The organism is Hydrogenophaga sp. (assembly GCF_019264445.1).
Classification (GTDB): Bacteria; Pseudomonadota; Gammaproteobacteria; order Burkholderiales; family Burkholderiaceae_C; genus Hydrogenophaga.
The window spans coordinates 26774-39979 of the sequence record NZ_JAHVAB010000049.1 but is presented as its reverse complement, the minus strand read 5'-3'; the positions used below and the strand labels follow the sequence as shown (position 1 = coordinate 39979).

General features: G+C 66.3%; 14 protein-coding genes. 9 read left to right on the top strand and 5 right to left on the bottom strand.

Annotated features, from left to right (window positions below; translation table 11 throughout):
• The first annotated feature begins 5 nt into the window (after positions 1 to 5).
• From KXJ60_RS09220 to KXJ60_RS09210, 3 genes are all read left to right on the top strand, one after another.
• Positions 6 to 1307 (top strand): TRAP transporter large permease subunit, encoded by a 1302-nt coding sequence (locus KXJ60_RS09220; RefSeq protein WP_291126518.1) that lies wholly within the window; start codon positions 6 to 8, stop codon positions 1305 to 1307.
• 110 nt (positions 1308 to 1417) lie between these two features.
• Positions 1418 to 1888 (top strand): MarR family winged helix-turn-helix transcriptional regulator, encoded by a 471-nt coding sequence (locus tag KXJ60_RS09215; protein ID WP_291126516.1) that lies wholly within the window; start codon positions 1418 to 1420, stop codon positions 1886 to 1888.
• 23 nt (positions 1889 to 1911) lie between these two features.
• Positions 1912 to 2307 (top strand): DUF1398 family protein, encoded by a 396-nt coding sequence (locus tag KXJ60_RS09210; protein WP_291126515.1) that lies wholly within the window; start codon positions 1912 to 1914, stop codon positions 2305 to 2307.
• A 64-nt stretch (positions 2308 to 2371) separates the two neighbouring features.
• On the opposite strand, the gene KXJ60_RS09205 is transcribed toward KXJ60_RS09210, so the two are convergent.
• Positions 2372 to 3163, bottom strand: coding sequence for an exodeoxyribonuclease III (locus tag KXJ60_RS09205; RefSeq protein WP_291126513.1), 792 nt, complete (start codon positions 3161 to 3163; stop codon positions 2372 to 2374).
• Between the two features lie 10 nt (positions 3164 to 3173).
• On the opposite strand from KXJ60_RS09205, the gene pyrE reads away from it, so the two are divergent.
• Together pyrE and KXJ60_RS09195 are read left to right on the top strand one after the other, a co-directional pair.
• On the top strand, positions 3174 to 3890 hold the full coding sequence (gene pyrE, locus KXJ60_RS09200; protein ID WP_291126511.1) for an orotate phosphoribosyltransferase: 717 nt from the start codon (positions 3174 to 3176) through the stop codon (positions 3888 to 3890).
• 11 nt (positions 3891 to 3901) lie between these two features.
• Positions 3902 to 4591: a DUF4124 domain-containing protein gene (locus tag KXJ60_RS09195; RefSeq protein WP_291126508.1), complete on the top strand. Its 690-nt coding sequence runs from the start codon at positions 3902 to 3904 to the stop codon at positions 4589 to 4591.
• 9 nt (positions 4592 to 4600) lie between these two features.
• On the opposite strand, the gene gatB is transcribed toward KXJ60_RS09195, so the two are convergent.
• From gatB to gatC, 3 genes are read right to left on the bottom strand one after another with little or no spacing between them, the layout of a single operon-like run.
• Positions 4601 to 6085, bottom strand: a complete 1485-nt coding sequence (gatB, locus tag KXJ60_RS09190; protein ID WP_291126506.1) for an Asp-tRNA(Asn)/Glu-tRNA(Gln) amidotransferase subunit GatB — start codon at positions 6083 to 6085, stop codon at positions 4601 to 4603.
• A gap of 2 nt (positions 6086 to 6087) precedes the next feature.
• Positions 6088 to 7584, bottom strand: a complete 1497-nt coding sequence (gene gatA, locus KXJ60_RS09185) for an Asp-tRNA(Asn)/Glu-tRNA(Gln) amidotransferase subunit GatA (protein ID WP_291126504.1) — start codon at positions 7582 to 7584, stop codon at positions 6088 to 6090.
• Complete coding sequence (gatC, locus tag KXJ60_RS09180; RefSeq protein ID WP_291126502.1) at positions 7581 to 7880, bottom strand: Asp-tRNA(Asn)/Glu-tRNA(Gln) amidotransferase subunit GatC; 300 nt, start codon at positions 7878 to 7880, stop codon at positions 7581 to 7583. Before gatC ends, gatA begins: the two co-directional genes overlap by 4 nt.
• Before the next feature lie 272 nt (positions 7881 to 8152).
• Between gatC and KXJ60_RS09175 the strand changes: the two genes are divergently transcribed.
• Genes KXJ60_RS09175 through mrdA form a run of 4 tightly spaced genes read left to right on the top strand, consistent with a single transcriptional unit; the run spans position 8153 to position 12703 of the window.
• Positions 8153 to 9196, top strand: a complete 1044-nt coding sequence (locus tag KXJ60_RS09175; RefSeq protein ID WP_066269288.1) for a rod shape-determining protein — start codon at positions 8153 to 8155, stop codon at positions 9194 to 9196.
• A 60-nt stretch (positions 9197 to 9256) separates the two neighbouring features.
• Positions 9257 to 10210, top strand: a complete 954-nt coding sequence (mreC, locus tag KXJ60_RS09170) for a rod shape-determining protein MreC (protein WP_291126501.1) — start codon at positions 9257 to 9259, stop codon at positions 10208 to 10210.
• On the top strand, positions 10207 to 10737 hold the full coding sequence (mreD, locus tag KXJ60_RS09165) for a rod shape-determining protein MreD (RefSeq protein ID WP_291126499.1): 531 nt from the start codon (positions 10207 to 10209) through the stop codon (positions 10735 to 10737). The genes mreC and mreD overlap by 4 nt, the downstream gene beginning before the upstream one ends.
• A gap of 1 nt (position 10738) precedes the next feature.
• On the top strand, positions 10739 to 12703 hold the full coding sequence (gene mrdA / locus KXJ60_RS09160) for a penicillin-binding protein 2 (protein ID WP_291126497.1): 1965 nt from the start codon (positions 10739 to 10741) through the stop codon (positions 12701 to 12703).
• A 7-nt stretch (positions 12704 to 12710) separates the two neighbouring features.
• Here mrdA and KXJ60_RS09155 read toward each other — a convergent pair whose 3' ends face one another.
• Complete coding sequence (locus KXJ60_RS09155) at positions 12711 to 13205, bottom strand: TspO/MBR family protein (protein ID WP_291126495.1); 495 nt, start codon at positions 13203 to 13205, stop codon at positions 12711 to 12713.
• Position 13206: the final 1 nt, after the last annotated feature.

Here is a 13206-nt window from a genome sequence, read left to right as displayed (position 1 = left end):
CCAACATGTCATTCGAAATGTGGAGCGGCCTGATTGCGCTGCTCGTGCTCGTGGTGGTGGGCGTGCCCATCGTGTTTGCCTTCGCGGCCTCCGCCGCGCTGGGCCTGTACTTCGCGCTCGGCGGTCTGGACCCGATGATCAACCTGCTGCAGCAGTCGGCGCTCTCGGGCATCAAGGAATACAACTTCATCGTCATCCCCTGCTTCACCGTGATGGGCATGCTGATCGCGCATTGCGGCGCGGCCAGTGATTTGTTCAACGTGGTCAACCGCGGGCTGCGTGGCGTGCCGGGCCGCCTCGCGGTGGCCACCGTGGGTGGCAACGCGGTGTTTGCCGCCGTCACGGGCGTGGGCGTGGCTGCGGCCGCGGCCTTCAGCCATGTGGCCTACCCGGCCATGCGCGAAGCGCGCTACAGCCGCAGCTTTGCCACCGGCTGCATCGCCGGCAGCTCGGTGCTCGGCTTGTTGATCCCGCCCTCGGTGTTCATGATCGTCTGGGCCATCCTCACCGAGCAATCGGTGGGCAAGCTGTTCGCCGCCGGCGTGTTCCCCGGGCTGCTGCTGGCCTTTCTCTATGCGGTGTACTGCATGGTCTACGCCAAACTGCGGCCATCGGCAGCCCCCGAAGTGGCCAGCGACCAGCAGGTGCGTCTCACGCGTGGGCAGATCGGCGGCTCGCTGGGTGTGGGCGTGCTGATCGCGGTCACGCTCGGCGGCATCTGGTTCGGCTACTTCACGCCCACCGAGGGCAGCGCCGTGGGCCTGGTCGGTTCGGCCATCCTGGCCTGGGCCAAGGGCATGCGCGGGCGTGGCGTGTTCAACGCGTTCGTCGAGGCCGGACGCACCGTCACGCCCATCATGCTGCTCCTGCTCACCGCCACGATCTACAGCAAGTTGATCGCGCTCAACGGCATTCCGCAAGAGGTGCAGGCAGTGCTGGAGTCCATGGGCCTGGGCACCGGCGGCACGCTGCTGTTCATGGTGGCCGTGTGGTTCCTGCTCGGCGCCATGATCGACAGCATCTCCATCATGCTGCTGACGGTGCCGATCTTCTGGCCGGTGGCGCAGGCACTGGGCATCGACCCGATCATGTTCGCGCTGATCGGCATCCTGGTGATCGAGGCCGGCGTGCTCACGCCGCCGTTTGGCATCGGCGTGTTCGTCGTGAAGGCGGCCATTCCCGACCGCAACATCAAGGTCAGCGAAATCTTCATGGGCTCGGTGCCCTACTGGGTGCTGATCCTGTTCCTGGCCTGGCTGATCTACGCGTGGCCCCCGCTGGCCACGTGGCTGCCCTCGCACATCTGATGCGCTGACGCTCAGGGCGCTGCGCCGGTATCGGTGCACGCGTCAGCAGGAAAAGCGTTGACGAAGGTTTCCGTGGAAACTAGAATTCAGAAAGTTTCCATGGAAACCTGATGAAAGCCTCCACGTCCCGAACCCCACCCGCGCCACTGGAAGCCCACCTGGGTTTCTGGTTGCGCTTCGTTTCCAACCATGTATCCCTGCGCTTCCAGCAACTTCTCGAAACCCAGGACGTCACCCTCACGGAATGGGTGGCGTTGCGCACGCTGTGGTCGCAAGACGGAACCACGCACGCCGAGCTGATACAAGCCCTGGGCATGACCAAGGGAGCCACCTCCAAGGTGGTGTCCCGCCTTGAGGAAAAGGCACTGGCCGAAAGGCAACGGGTGCTCGGCCGTGCAAGGGAGCAGTCGCTGGTGCTGACAGCAGCGGGCAAGGACCTGGTGCCCCGGCTGGCCGCGTTGGCCGACGCCAACGACGAGCACTTCTTCAGCCACCTCCCCGCAAAGGATAGGCAGACGCTGATGACAAGTTTGCAGGCCCTGGTGCAACAGCATCAGCTCCAGGCCGTTCCCATCTCCTGAAGCCATACCCGCCCAAAGCCCACATGAACGCAAACACCCACTCAGCCATACAGGCCACCTTCGACGCTTCCCAGCAAGGCACCATTCACTTCGGTGAAGTGATCAGCCAGCTGATGCGTGTTCAGGTGGAGTCCTACCACGTCGACTACCGCACCGGCCGCACCACCTACTACCTGCCCGACGGCAGCACCCTGGACCTCGCCTTCGGTCGGCCGCAAGAGGGCATTGCAGACACCTTCAATGACGGCGAAATACGCGCGGCCATTCTCGGCGCGCAGCAGGGTCGGGTGATGTATCCCGAGTTCAAACGGCTCTCACAGCGCGCGGGCTGCATCGGATACACCGTGTGGCTCGCGGGACGCCATGTCACCTACCTGGGCCGCCGCGGGGAGTCGCACATCGAGCACTTCCCGGACTGAAGACCCCATTCGACAGCACTCGCATTGACCGTGGACGCGCGTGCATGCGTCCAGCGATCCAGGCTCAGGGCGCGAAGTCGTATTCGATGGTGATGGGCGCGTGGTCGGAAAACTTCTCGCCCTTGTAGATGGATTCCGTGCGCGCCAGCGCGGCCAGCGCGGGCGTGGCCAGGTGGTAGTCCAACCGCCAGCCCACGTTGTTCGCGTAGGCCTGACCCCGGTTGCTCCACCACGTGTAGCAGGTGTCGGTGGTGTCGGGCTGCAGGCGGCGGTACACATCGACCAGCCCGGCTTCGTCCAGCAGCCGGGTCATCCAAGCGCGCTCTTCCGGCAGGAAGCCGCTGTTCTTCTGGTTGCTGCGCCAGTTCTTCAGATCCTTCTGCTGGTGGGCGATGTTCACATCGCCGCACAGGATGAACTCGCGCTCGCTCTTGAGGGCCTGCAGGTGCGGGTAGAAGGCGTCGAGGAAGCGGTACTTCGCCTCCTGCCGTTCCGGGCCTGACGAGCCGCTGGGAAAGTACACGCTGAGGATCGAGCGCTTGCGCTGCGGGGTGTCAAAGCGCAGCTCCGTGAAGCGGCCCTCGGCATCGAACTCGGTGGAACCGAAGCCGATGATCACGTCGCTGGGCTCGTGCCGCGTGTAGACCGCCGTGCCCGAATAGCCCTTCTTCTGCGCGTAATGGAAGTGCCCCTTGAGGCCGGCCATTTCTTCAAAGCGGCCCATCACATCGGGCGCCTGGGCCTTGACTTCCTGCACGCAAATACAATCGGGCCGGTGCGCGGCGAGCCACTTCTCCAGCCCTTTGGTGGTGGCCGAACGAATGCCGTTGAGATTGAGGCTGGTGAGTTTGAACAAGGATGTCTCCATGGTGTTGGACACAGGCGCGGTACAAGCCGGCGCGCCGGATGCTGCGCTCGCGCAGGAATTCGTGCAGTTTTGCGTTGATGCCGGCGTGCTGCGCTTTGGCGAATTCAAGACCAAGGCAGGGCGCCTGAGCCCCTATTTTTTCAATGCCGGGCTGTTTGACGACGGCGCCAAGCTGGGGCGGCTCGCGCAATTCTATGCAAAAGCCCTGGTGGCCAGCGGGATCGAATTCGACATGATCTTCGGCCCCGCGTACAAGGGCATCCCCCTCGGTGCGGCGGTGTCCATCGAGCTCGCACGCCTGGGCCGCAACGTGCCCTTTGCCTACAACCGCAAGGAAGCCAAGGACCACGGCGAAGGCGGAACGCTGGTGGGCGCACCGCTCAAGGGTCGCGTGCTGATCGTGGACGACGTCATGTCCGCCGGCACCGCCGCGCGCGAGTCCATTGCGCTCATTCGCGCGGCCGGGGCCATACCGCATGCGATTGCCATTGCACTGGACCGCCAGGAAAAGGCCACCGAAGTGGGCGCCGACGGCCAGGTGCGCGATGTGGACCACAGCGCCGTGCAGTACGTGCAGCGCGAGCTCGGCATGCAAGTTTGTACGATTGCGAGGCTGGCCGATTTGCTGCAGTATCTGAACCTCCGTGCCGGCGGCGAGTTCGATGCACACCACGAACGCGTGCTGGCCTACCGCCAACGCTACGGCGTGGCCTGACCCCTCCTCCCATGTTGTCATCCCTGCCCATGCCCACCCTGTCTCCCGCCCGCATCTGGGTGGCCAGCTGCGCGCTGCTGCTCAGCAGTGGTGGCGTGGCGCACGCGCAGGCCCGCATGTACACCTGCGTGGACGCCAAGGGCAACACCATCGTGCGCGACCGCCCCATCGTGGAGTGCCTGGACCGCGAGCAAAAGCAGCTGGGCAACACCGGCATCGTGCGCAACACGCTGCCCCCGAGCTACACCGCCGACGAACGTGCCAAGGTCGAGGCCCAGCGCAAGGCCGAAGAAGACCAACGCTCGCGCGTGCAGGAAGAGCGGCGCCGCGAGCGCGCGCTGATGATCCGCTACCCCAGCCAGCAAGTGCATGACAAGGAACGGGCCGAGGCGCTGGCGCAGGTCGACGAAGTGATTGGCGCCGTGCACAAGCGCGAGCTCGCGCTGGTGACCCAGCGCAAGGACATCAACACCGAGCTGGAGTTCTACCAGGGCGACGTGAACAAGGCGCCCAACTGGCTCAAGCGCAAGGTCGAAGACAACGAGAAGCAGATGGGTGTGCAGAAGCGCTTTCTGGAAGAGCAGGTCCAGGAAAAGCAGCGCATCAACGCCCGGTTTGACGAAGAGCTGGCCAAGCTGCGCCAGCTCTGGCTGGCGGCCGGTGGCAGCCGCACAGGCCTCAGCGCGGCGCCCTCGCGCTGAGGCGCGCCCTCACCCCAGTTTCTGGCGCAGCACGTCGTTGACCTGCTGAGGATTGGCCTTGCCCTTGCTCGCCTTCATGACCTGACCCACGAGGGCATTGAACGCCTTCTCTTTGCCAGCACGGAACTGCGCCACGTTCTCGACGTTGGCGGCCATCACCTCGTCGACGATCTTCTCCAGCGCGCCGGCGTCGTTCATCTGCTTGAGGCCTTTGGCTTCGATGACGCTGTCGACATCGCTGGCTTCAGCTGCCCACAACGCATCCATCACCTGCTTGGCGGCGTTGTTGCTGATGGTGCCGTCGGCGATGCGCTTGAGCAGCGCGGCCAGTGTGTCGGCGCTCACCGGTACCTGTGCCATGTCCTTCTCTTCAGCGTTCAGCCGGCGCGAGACCTCGCCCATGATCCAGTTGCTGGCCATCTTGGCTTGGCCACTGCCTTGGGCGGCGGTTTCGAAGTAGGCTGCCATCGCCGGGCTTTGCGTGAGCGTGGTCGCGTCGTACTCGGGCAGGCCGTATTCGGTCACCAGGCGCTCGGCCATCTGCCGCGGCAGCTCGGGCATGCCGGCTTTCACCTCATCCACCCAGCTGCGCGCAATCACCAGCGGCGGCAGATCGGGGTCGGGGAAATAGCGGTAGTCGGCCGCGTCTTCCTTGGTGCGCATGGCGCGCGTCTCGCCGGTGTCGGGATCGAACAGCACCGTGGCCTGCTGGATCGCATGGCCGTCTTCGATCTGCTCGATCTGCCAGCGCACCTCGTAGTCGATGGCCTGCTGCATGAACTTGAACGAGTTCAGGTTCTTGATCTCGCGTCGGGTGCCCAGCGGCGCGCCCGGCTTGCGCACGGAGACGTTGGCGTCGCAGCGGAACGAGCCTTCCTGCATGTTGCCGTCGCAGATGCCGATCCAGGTGACGATCTTGTGCAGCTCCTTGGCGTAGGCCACGGCTTCGGCACTCGAACGGATGTCGGGCTCGGTCACGATCTCCAGCAGCGGCGTGCCGGCGCGGTTGAGGTCGATGCCGCTTTGGCCGATGAAGTCCTCGTGCAGGCTCTTGCCCGCGTCTTCTTCGAGGTGAGCACGCACGAGGCGCACCGTCCGCTTTTCCGATTGCCCTGAGCCTGTCGAATGGGCGCCGAGGAAGAACGACACCTCGCCGCCCTGCACCACCGGGATCTCGAACTGGCTGATCTGGTAGCCCTTGGGCAGGTCGGGGTAGAAGTAGTTCTTGCGCGCGAACACGCTTTGTTCGGCAATGTGCGAACCCAGCGCAAGACCGAGGCGGATCGCCAGTTCCACCGCCGACCGGTTCATCACCGGCAAGGTACCGGGCAGCGCGAGGTCCACCGCGCAGGCCTGTGTGTTGGGCTCGGCACCAAAGGCCGTGGGCGCGCGGCTGAAGATCTTGGACTGCGTGGCGAGCTGGGCGTGCGTCTCGAAGCCGATCACGACCTCGTAGCCTTGCACCAGCAGGGAAGCTTGTTTTTTCTCGCTCATGTTCAGAACCCCTCCGGCGTCTTCGTATGCCAGTCGGTGGCTTGCTGGAAGGCGTGCGCGGTCTGCAGCAGTTCGCCTTCCTTGAAGTAATTGCCGATCAGCTGCAGGCCCACCGGCAGACCCCCGCTGCCAAAGCCGGCCGGCACGCTCATGCCGGGCAGGCCGGCGAGCGATGCGGGCAGCGTGAAGATGTCGGCCAGGTAGTTGGCCACCGGGTCGTCGCTCATCTCGCCGATCTTCCAGGCGGTGGTGGGCGCGGCGGGGCCGGCGATCACGTCGCACTGCGCGAAAGCCTGCTGGAAATCCTGCGCAATGAGGCGGCGGATCTGCTGGGCCTTGAGGTAGTAGGCGTCGTAGTAGCCGTGGCTCAGCACATAAGTGCCGATCATGATGCGGCGCTGTACCTCGGGGCCGAAGCCTTCGCTGCGCGACTTCTTGTACATGTCGACGAGGTCGTCGTACTGCGCAGCGCGGTGTCCGAACTTCACGCCGTCAAATCGGCTCAGGTTCGACGAGGCCTCGGCCGGCGCAATGATGTAGTAGACCGGGATGGAGAGCTGCGTGCGCGGCAGCGACACGTCGACCAGCGTGGCGCCCAGCTTCTCCACCTCCGCCAGCGCGGCGCGCACGGCGGCGACCACGTCGGGCGCGCAACCTTCACCGAAGAATTCCCTGGGCAGGCCGATGCGCAGGCCCTTGAGCGGCTGGGCTGCGGTCGCGCCTTCGCAGGGCTGGCCCAGCAGGCGGGTGTAGTCCTCGGCGGGGTGGTCCAGGCTGGTGGAATCGCGGTCGATGTCGGGGCCGGCCATGGCCGTCAGCAGCGTGGCGCAGTCGGCGGCGCTGCGCGCCATGGGGCCGGCCTGATCGAGGCTAGAGGCGAAGGCGATCATGCCGTAGCGCGAGCAGCGGCCATAGGTCGGCTTGATGCCGGTGACGTTGCAGAAGCTCGCGGGCTGGCGGATCGATCCGCCCGTGTCGGTGCCGGTGACGGCAGGCGCCAGGCGCGCAGCCACGGCCACCGCCGAGCCGCCCGACGAGCCACCGGGCACGCGCTGCACATCCCACGGGTTGCGCGCTACGCCGTAGGCGGAGTTCTCGTTGCTGCCGCCCATGGCGAACTCGTCGCAGTTGAGCTTGCCCAGGGTGACGGCGCCGGCTTTGGCGAGGTTCGCCACCACGGTGGCGTCGAAGGGGCTCTGGTAGCCCTGCAGCATCTTGCTGCCGGCGGTGCTGGGAAAGCCCTGCGTGACGAAGATGTCCTTGTGCGCCAGCGGCACACCCAGCAGCGGGCCGCGCTCGCCAGCGGCGATGCGCGCGTCGGCCGCCTTGGCCTGCGACAACGTCAGGTCTTCGTTGAACGCAAGGTATGCGCCCAGGTTCTGGTGCTGCTTGGCACGCGCCAGCATGGCTTGTGCGGCTTCAGCGGAGGAGGTTTTCTTGAGGCGAATAGCGTCGGCCAGCTCGGCCACGCCCATTTCGTGGATCTGCTTCTGGCTCATTCGATCACCTTGGGCACGAGGAACAGGCCGCGCTCGACCGCCGGGGCACTTTTCTGGTTGGCTTCGCGCGCGTTCGGTTCGCTCGCCACATCGGGGCGCAGGCGCAGGCTGACGTGATCGATGACGGCAGTGGGATGGGCCAGCGGCTCCACGCCCGTGGTGTCCACGGCATTCATCTGCTCGACGATGTCGAAGAAGCCGTTGAGCTGTGTGAGCATGGTCTCGCTCTGGGCACCAGAGAGTTCCAGGCGAGCCAGATTGGCAATGCGCCCGATATCGGACAAGGTCAGGGACATGGCAGGCGACGGGTTCCGGGTGGGAAGGGATCGGGCAGAAAAACGCGGTTTTCGCCCATGAAACGGCTTGTAACCGGCAAAAATGCGCCCCATTTGCGTGCAGTTGTGCACAGGGGATGCAGTATTATCCAAGGTTTAACGGCAGCGCCAGCGCCGTTGCGGTTTTCGCCTTGGAATCAACCACTTAGCACCGATGCCCGGCCATCCACCCGGCCCCATATACGGCGACGAGCGCGCGCAGCCGCGCCCGTGCCCCACAGGACCCATGCACCATGTTTGAAGCTTTCCGTCGGCAGTTCTCGACCGACCTGGCCATCGACCTCGGCACCGCCAACACCCTGATTTACGTCCGCAACAAGGGCATCGTCCTTGACGAACCTTCCGTGGTGTCGATCCGCCACGAAGGCGGCCCCCAGGGCAAGAAGACCATCCAGGCGGTGGGCCACGAAGCCAAGGCCATGCTGGGCAAGGTGCCGGGCAACATCGAGGCCATCCGCCCCATGAAAGACGGCGTGATCGCCGATTTCACGGTGACCGAGCAGATGCTCAAGCAGTTCATCAAGATGGTGCACCCGCGCTCGATGTTCAAGCCGAGCCCGCGCATCATCATCTGCGTGCCCTGCGGCTCCACCCAGGTCGAGCGCCGCGCCATCCGCGAGTCGGCACTGGGCGCCGGGGCCTCCGAGGTGTACCTGATCGAAGAGCCCATGGCCGCGGCGATTGGTGCCGGCCTGCCGGTGTCGGATGCGTCCGGCTCGATGGTGGTCGACATCGGCGGCGGCACCACCGAGGTGGGCGTGATCTCGCTGGGCGGCATGGTCTACAAGGGCAGTGTGCGCGTGGGCGGTGACCGCTTTGACGACGCCATCATTGCCTACATCCGCCGCAACTACGGCATGCTGATCGGCGAGCCCACCGCCGAAGCGATCAAGAAGCAGATCGGCTCGGCGTTCCCGGGCAGCGAAGTCAAGGAAATGGAAGTCAAGGGCCGCAACCTCTCCGAGGGCGTGCCGCGCAGCTTCACCATCTCCAGCAACGAGATCCTTGAAGCCCTCACCGATCCGCTGAACAACATCGTCACCGCCGTGAAGATGGCGCTGGAACACACGCCGCCCGAGCTGGGTGCCGACATCGCCGAGCGCGGCATGATGCTCACCGGCGGCGGCGCGCTGCTGCGCGACCTCGACCGCCTGCTGGCCGAAGAAACCGGCCTGCCGGTGCTGGTGGCCGAAGAACCGCTGACCTGCGTGGTGCGCGGTTGCGGCATGGCCCTGGAGCGCATGGAGCGCCTGGGCACGATCTTCACCAGCGAATAAACCTGCGCGCGCCTCCCGCAGGCGCTGCCACCGCCCACCGACCAGACCCATCCGAGCGCCATGCCACTGGGCACCCTGGACCGCACACCGCCCCCGTTTTTCAAGCAGGGTCCATCGGCTCTGTCCAAACTGGTCGTGTTCAGCGCCATGGCGCTGTTTCTCATGGTGGCCGACCTGCGTTTCCGCATCACGGGGCCGGTGCGCACGGCCATGGCGGTGGTGCTGTACCCGGCGCAATGGGCGGTGCTGCAACCGGTGGAACTGGCCTCGATGGCAGGCGGGTATTTCACCTCGCTGCATGCGGCGCAAAAGGGCGAGAGCGAAGCCCTGGCGCGGCTCACCGCACAGGCCGAGCGCAGCCTGCAGCTCGAACAGATCACCCTGGAAAACCAGCGCCTGCGCGAACTGCTCGCCATGCGCGAGCGCGTGAGCACGAAAGCCACGGGCGCGCAGGTGCTCTACGACTCGGCCGATCCGTATTCGCGCAAGGTCGTGATCGACCGGGGCCAGACCCACGGCATCGAACCGGGTTCGCCTGTCGTCGACGAGCGCGGTGTGCTCGGTCAGGTGACGCAGGTCTACCCGCTGGTGTCCGAGGTCACGCTGCTGATCGACCGCGACCAGGCCATTCCCGTGCTGAACACGCGCACCGGCGTGCGCAGCGTGGCGTATGGCCAGCCGTCGACGCGCGGCGATGGCATGGAGCTGCGCTACACCCTGGCCAGCGCCGACATCGCCGAGGGCGACCTGCTGTCCACCAGCGGCGTGGACGGCGTGTACCCCGCCGGGTTGCCCGTGGCGCGCGTCACGCAGGTGGAGCGCCAGGCCGAGTCGTCGTTTGCGCGCATCCAGTGTGAACCGCTCGCGCGCGTGCAGGGCACCCTGCATGTGCTGGTGCTGGCGTCCACCTCCGCCCAGTTGCCACCACCGCCGACGGCCGAGACCGCAGCGGCGCCGCGCAGCGCCCGACCCGCGCGCGCCGACCGACCGGGTGTCCGGAGCCCCGCACCATGATCATGCGTCCCGGCCAGCAGCTGCTGCTGCCCGCCAACCCCGTCTTCATCTGGTTCAGCCTGATCGCAGCGCTGCTGTTCAACATGGCGCTGAACATGGGAATGTTTGGCCGCGCCGCCTGGGTGCCCGACCTGCTGGCGGTGGTGCTCGTGTTCTGGAGCGTGCACCAGCCGCTGCGCATCGGCGTGGGGGTGGCGTTCGCGTTTGGTCTGGCGATGGACGTGCACCAGGGCGCGCTGCTGGGCCAGCACGCCCTGGCCTACACGGCGCTGGGTTTCCTGGGGATCTCCATGCACCGGCGCCTGCTCTGGTTCGGCGTGCCCAACCAGGCGGTGCAGGTGCTGCCGCTGTTTGTGGCGGCGCACCTGCTGGAGCTGCTGGTGCGCATGGCCGCCGGGGGCAGCTTTCCGGGCGCGCTGTACCTGCTGGCCCCGCTGATCGAGGCCGCGCTCTGGCCTGTGGTGAGCGTGATGCTGCTGGCACCGCAGCGGCGGGCACCCGACCCCGACGACAACCGGCCGCTGTGACATGACCGAAATCCGCAACGTCGAAGCCGACATCGCGCAGTTCCGCACCCGGGCACTGCTGATCGGTCTGGCCGTGGTTTTTGCGTTCGGGCTGGTGGCCTCGCGCATGGTGTACCTGCAGGTGGTGCGGCACGACGACTTGCTGGCACAGGCCGAGAGCAACCGCACGGCGGTACTGCCGGTGGTGCCCAACCGAGGGCAGATCCTGGACCGCTACGGCCGCGTGCTGGCCACCAACTACTCGGCCTACACGCTGGAGATCACGCCCTCGCGTGTCGAAGACATGGACGCCACCATTGCCGGCCTGGGCGAGCTGGTGGAGGTCACGCCGCGCGACCAGCGCCGCTTTCGCAAGCTGCTGGAAGAGTCGCACCGGTTCGACTCGCTGCCGCTGCGCACGCGCCTGACCGACGAGGAGGTGGCGCGCTTCACCGCGCAGCGCTACCGTTTCCCGGGTGTCGATGTGCGCGCACGGTTGCTGCGCCAGTACCCCAACGGCGAGGTGGCGAGCCACGTGATCGGCTACATCGGCCGCATCAACCAGCGCGAGACCGAAGCCATTGCCGACTGGCCTGAGGAAGACCAGGCGAACTACCGGGGCACCGAGTACATCGGCAAGCTCGGCGCAGAGCAGAGTTACGAGCGCGAGCTGCACGGCCTCACGGGCTTCCAGCGCGTGGAAACCTCGGCGGGTGGGCGCGCCGTGCGCGCGCTGGCCAACACGCCGGCCACGCCGGGCAATGCGGTGGTGCTGTCGATCGACATCCAGCTGCAAAAGCTCATCGAGGACATGTACGGCGAGCGGCGTGGAGCGCTGGTCGCCATAGACCCGCGCTCGGGCGAGGTGCTGGCCTTCGTGAGCAAGCCGACCTTCGACCCGAATCTGTTCGTCGAAGGCATCGACGTGGACAACTGGCGCGCGCTCAACGAGTCGCTCGACAAGCCGCTGCTGAACCGCGCGCTGCGCGGCACCTACCCGCCCGGATCGACCTACAAGCCCTTCATGGCACTGGGTGCCCTGGAGACCGGCACGCGCAGCGCGAGCATGACGATGAACGATCCGGGCTACTGGATGTTTGGCGGGCACCGCTTCCGCAGCCATGGCGACGGGCTGGGCATCGTCGACATGCACCGCAGCATCGTGAAGTCGAGCAACACCTATTACTACTCGCTGGCCAACGACATGGGCGTGGACGCCATGCACGACTTCATGAAGCCGCTGGGCTTTGGCCAGATCACCGGCATCGACCTGCGCGGCGAAGTGCGCGGCGTGCTGCCCAGCCAGGAATGGAAGCGCAACACCTACAAGCGGCCCGAGCAGCAGCGCTGGTTTCCGGGCGAAACCATTTCCCTGGGCATTGGCCAGGGCTACAACAGCTTCACGATGCTGCAGCTCGCGCACGCCATGGCCACGCTGGCCAACGGCGGCATCAAGTACAAGCCGCACCTGACCATGGCCACCGAAAACGTGATCACGCGCGAACGGGTGCCCTTGCCCAGCCCGCCGGCCGAGAGCCTGGGCTACAAGCCCGAGCACGTGCGCGTGGTGCTCAACGCCATGCAGGCCGTGACGACCGAGGGCACGTCGACCCGTGTGTTTGCGGGTGCCGGCTACGCCAGTGGCGGCAAGACGGGGACGGCGCAGGCCGTGACGATCGGCCAGAAAGACCGCTACGACGCCCGCAAGCTCGAAGAGCACCAGCGCGACCATTCGCTCTATGTGGCCTTCGCGCCCGTCGACAAGCCACGCGTAGCACTGGCCCTGATCGTGGAGAACGCGGGCTTTGGTGCGGCGCATGCCGCACCCATCGCGCGCCGCGTGTTCGACTACCTGCTGCTCGACCAGTACCCCAGCACGCAGGACCTGGCGGCGGTGCGCGTCGGTCAGGCCAGCGCGCCGATCGGCACGCCGCGCAAGGCCAGCGAAATGCCCTGGCCACCCGAAGCGGCCACGTCAGCGCCCTGAGTTCGCGCTAGAGCACGCCCGGGTTGGTCAGCCACAGCGTCGCGTTGAGCACGCTGGCAAACGCCACCCAGGCCAGGTAAGGCACCAGCAGCCATGCCGCAAGGCGGCGCACGCGGGCAAACAGCGCGATGGTGACCACGATCAGCGCCAGCAGCAGCAACACGTCGGCCAAGGCCCACGCACCCAGGTGCCAGGCAAAGAACAGCCACGACCACAGGGCATTCACCGCGAGCTGGACCACAAAGCACACCAGCGCGGATCTGCGGGCCGGCGCATGCACCTCGCGCCACACCAGCCACGCAGCCACGCCCATCAGCAGGTAGAGCACGGTCCACACGGGGCCGAAGACGCCCGCAGGCGGTGCCCAGGCCGGCTGCTTCAGCTCGGCGTAAAACGAGGCGGCATCGATCGAGGCGAGGGCGCCCAGGCCACCGGTGGCCATCACCAGGGCCAGCCAGCCCAGAAAACCAAGCATTTGAGAGCGGGTGGAACGGGTCGTCATG

Excerpts from the sequence above, each read along its gene's own strand:
- KXJ60_RS09215 (WP_291126516.1), top strand. The coding sequence starts at position 1,418 with ATGAAAGCCTCCACGTCCCGAACCCCACCCGCGCCACTGGAAGCCCAC.
- KXJ60_RS09220 (WP_291126518.1), top strand. The coding sequence starts at position 6 with ATGTCATTCGAAATGTGGAGCGGCCTGATTGCGCTGCTCGTGCTCGTG.
- mreD (WP_291126499.1), top strand. The coding sequence starts at position 10,207 with ATGATCATGCGTCCCGGCCAGCAGCTGCTGCTGCCCGCCAACCCCGTC.
- gatB (WP_291126506.1), bottom strand. The coding sequence starts at position 6,085 with ATGAGCGAGAAAAAACAAGCTTCCCTGCTGGTGCAAGGCTACGAGGTC.
- mrdA (WP_291126497.1), top strand. The coding sequence starts at position 10,739 with ATGACCGAAATCCGCAACGTCGAAGCCGACATCGCGCAGTTCCGCACC.
- KXJ60_RS09155 (WP_291126495.1), bottom strand. The coding sequence starts at position 13,205 with ATGACGACCCGTTCCACCCGCTCTCAAATGCTTGGTTTTCTGGGCTGG.
- gatC (WP_291126502.1), bottom strand. The coding sequence starts at position 7,880 with ATGTCCCTGACCTTGTCCGATATCGGGCGCATTGCCAATCTGGCTCGC.
- mreC (WP_291126501.1), top strand. The coding sequence starts at position 9,257 with ATGCCACTGGGCACCCTGGACCGCACACCGCCCCCGTTTTTCAAGCAG.
- KXJ60_RS09210 (WP_291126515.1), top strand. The coding sequence starts at position 1,912 with ATGAACGCAAACACCCACTCAGCCATACAGGCCACCTTCGACGCTTCC.
- KXJ60_RS09175 (WP_066269288.1), top strand. The coding sequence starts at position 8,153 with ATGTTTGAAGCTTTCCGTCGGCAGTTCTCGACCGACCTGGCCATCGAC.
- KXJ60_RS09195 (WP_291126508.1), top strand. The coding sequence starts at position 3,902 with ATGTTGTCATCCCTGCCCATGCCCACCCTGTCTCCCGCCCGCATCTGG.
- gatA (WP_291126504.1), bottom strand. The coding sequence starts at position 7,584 with ATGAGCCAGAAGCAGATCCACGAAATGGGCGTGGCCGAGCTGGCCGAC.
- pyrE (WP_291126511.1), top strand. The coding sequence starts at position 3,174 with ATGGTGTTGGACACAGGCGCGGTACAAGCCGGCGCGCCGGATGCTGCG.